2 protein-coding genes and 1 pseudogene are annotated in these 1,749 nt (G+C 53.0%); all 3 read right to left on the reverse strand.

The window, feature by feature from the left end:
• Nucleotides 1–429 (reverse strand): RnfABCDGE type electron transport complex subunit G (locus tag BZG79_RS15180; RefSeq protein ID WP_077774824.1); only part of this gene is annotated, 429 nt, incomplete at its 3' end.
• Nucleotides 426–1,505, reverse strand: a complete 1,080-nt coding sequence (gene rsxD, locus BZG79_RS15185) for an electron transport complex subunit RsxD (RefSeq protein WP_077774825.1) — start codon at nucleotides 1,503–1,505, stop codon at nucleotides 426–428. The genes BZG79_RS15180 and rsxD, both read right to left, overlap by 4 nt.
• Before the next feature lie 5 nt (nucleotides 1,506–1,510).
• Nucleotides 1,511–1,749: pseudogene (locus tag BZG79_RS16580) on the reverse strand (electron transport complex subunit RsxC); the annotation flags it as partial.

The raw sequence follows: 1,749 nt of genomic DNA on the forward strand, positions 1-1,749 counted from the left end.
GTCCGACACACGTAAGCTCACTTTGTCTCCCAGGCCTGGGGTTTCATTGTGCTCGAGGACCCGTACGCCCAAAACTTGATGACTGGTCGCATCCATCCCGATCAGCACTTTTATCGCGCCATTGTAGCCATTGGGGGCGATGGTTTGAATGGCGACCGTGGTCACCTCATCGTTCAAGGTGCCGACATAAAAAGGTTGCGCCTCGTCAGTGCCGAGTGCGTCCGAGTTTGTCACCAGGCGGCAGCTTTGGTGAAGCGGATTATCATGGCGCGCCTTTGGGACCACTTGATTGAGCGCTTTGGATAACTGAATTTGTTGTTGCTCTTTTATCGTGTCTTCAGTCAGCGCATTGGTAACCGCCACTAATGCGGTGGATAAGAGGGCTGCGATCGCCAAGATGCCCCCATGTTTTCGTATTGTTTCAATCATGACTGTGACTTCTTCTCTGCCCGCTTATTCGCATGGCCGTAAGCTCTCGGTTTGGTGTAGTAATCAATCAAAGGCACGCATAAGTTAGCGATAATCACTGCAAACGCGACACCGTCGGGGTAGCCACCCCAAGTACGGATCAAGTACACCAACACCCCAATGAGGCCGCCGAACCACAAGCGCCCTTTGTCCGTCGTGGATGCGGAAACCGGATCGGTGGCGATGAAAAATGCCCCCAGCATGGTCGCACCAGACAACAAATGAATCAGCGGCGACGCTAACTGATCGGGCGCAATCAAGTGGCCCAACAGTGAGCTTGATAATAAGGCGGTGAGTACCGCAACCGGAATATGCCAGTTGATCACACCGCGTTGAATCAATACCAAACCACCGAGCAGATACAGCGTATTCACCCAGGCCCAGCCTTTGCCACCAACGGCAGAAAATATAGGCTGTTGCAAGGCCTCACTGACGGTTTGTCCGCCGGCTAATGCGGTTTTTATGGTGTCCAGTGGCGTGGCCATGGTCGCACCATCGACGGTCATACGGAGTTGGTTAACACTAAAACCGTCCAACGTATAGCCACTGAAAATAGCGGCTAGGGTATCACCGAAGGTTAACGCATGGGTGGCAAGGCTTTCGGGTGGTAGCCAGGTAGTCATTTGTACTGGAAATGCGATCAACAGTACTACATAGCCAACCATAGCAGGATTAAACAGGTTTTGACCCAGCCCGCCATAAATATGCTTGGCAACGATGATAGAAAACGCGGTACCAATTACGATCACCCACCAAGGTGCCATCGGGGGGATCGCGACCGCCAAAAGAAATGCAGTGAGCAGCGCGCTATTGTCACGTAAATAGGCCATCACCGGGCGGCGACGTAACCGCATCACCAGTGCTTCTGTTGTCCAGGCGGTTAACACGGCGAGCGTTAGCTGGATTAATACTCCCCATCCAAAGAAATACCACTGTGCCGCGAGTCCTGGTAATGCGCACAGGAGAACGGTCAGCATAATATGGCTGGTGGAGCGCTTATTGTGGGCGTGTGGTGAACTTGCAATGAAAAACGCCACGTTGATTATTCCTTATTATCTTGTTTTTGTTGAGCGGCTTTACGCGCTTTGGCACGAGCAGCGGCGACAGCGGCTTTTTTATCGCTGGCYTCRCCAGTGTCTGACGTTTTGTTGGYTGTTGCGGTTTGGCTTTCAGYYGAAGCCGAYGWATCAGCRCTTGATTCGCCTTGTTGYGCCGCTTTTCGGGCTTTGGCACGGGCAACGGCAGCGGCGACAGCGGCTTTTTTATCGCTGGCCTCGCCAG

Origin of the sequence: Salinivibrio sp. MA427 (assembly GCF_001996115.1) — a bacterium.
Lineage (GTDB): Bacteria > Pseudomonadota > Gammaproteobacteria > Enterobacterales > Vibrionaceae > Salinivibrio > Salinivibrio costicola.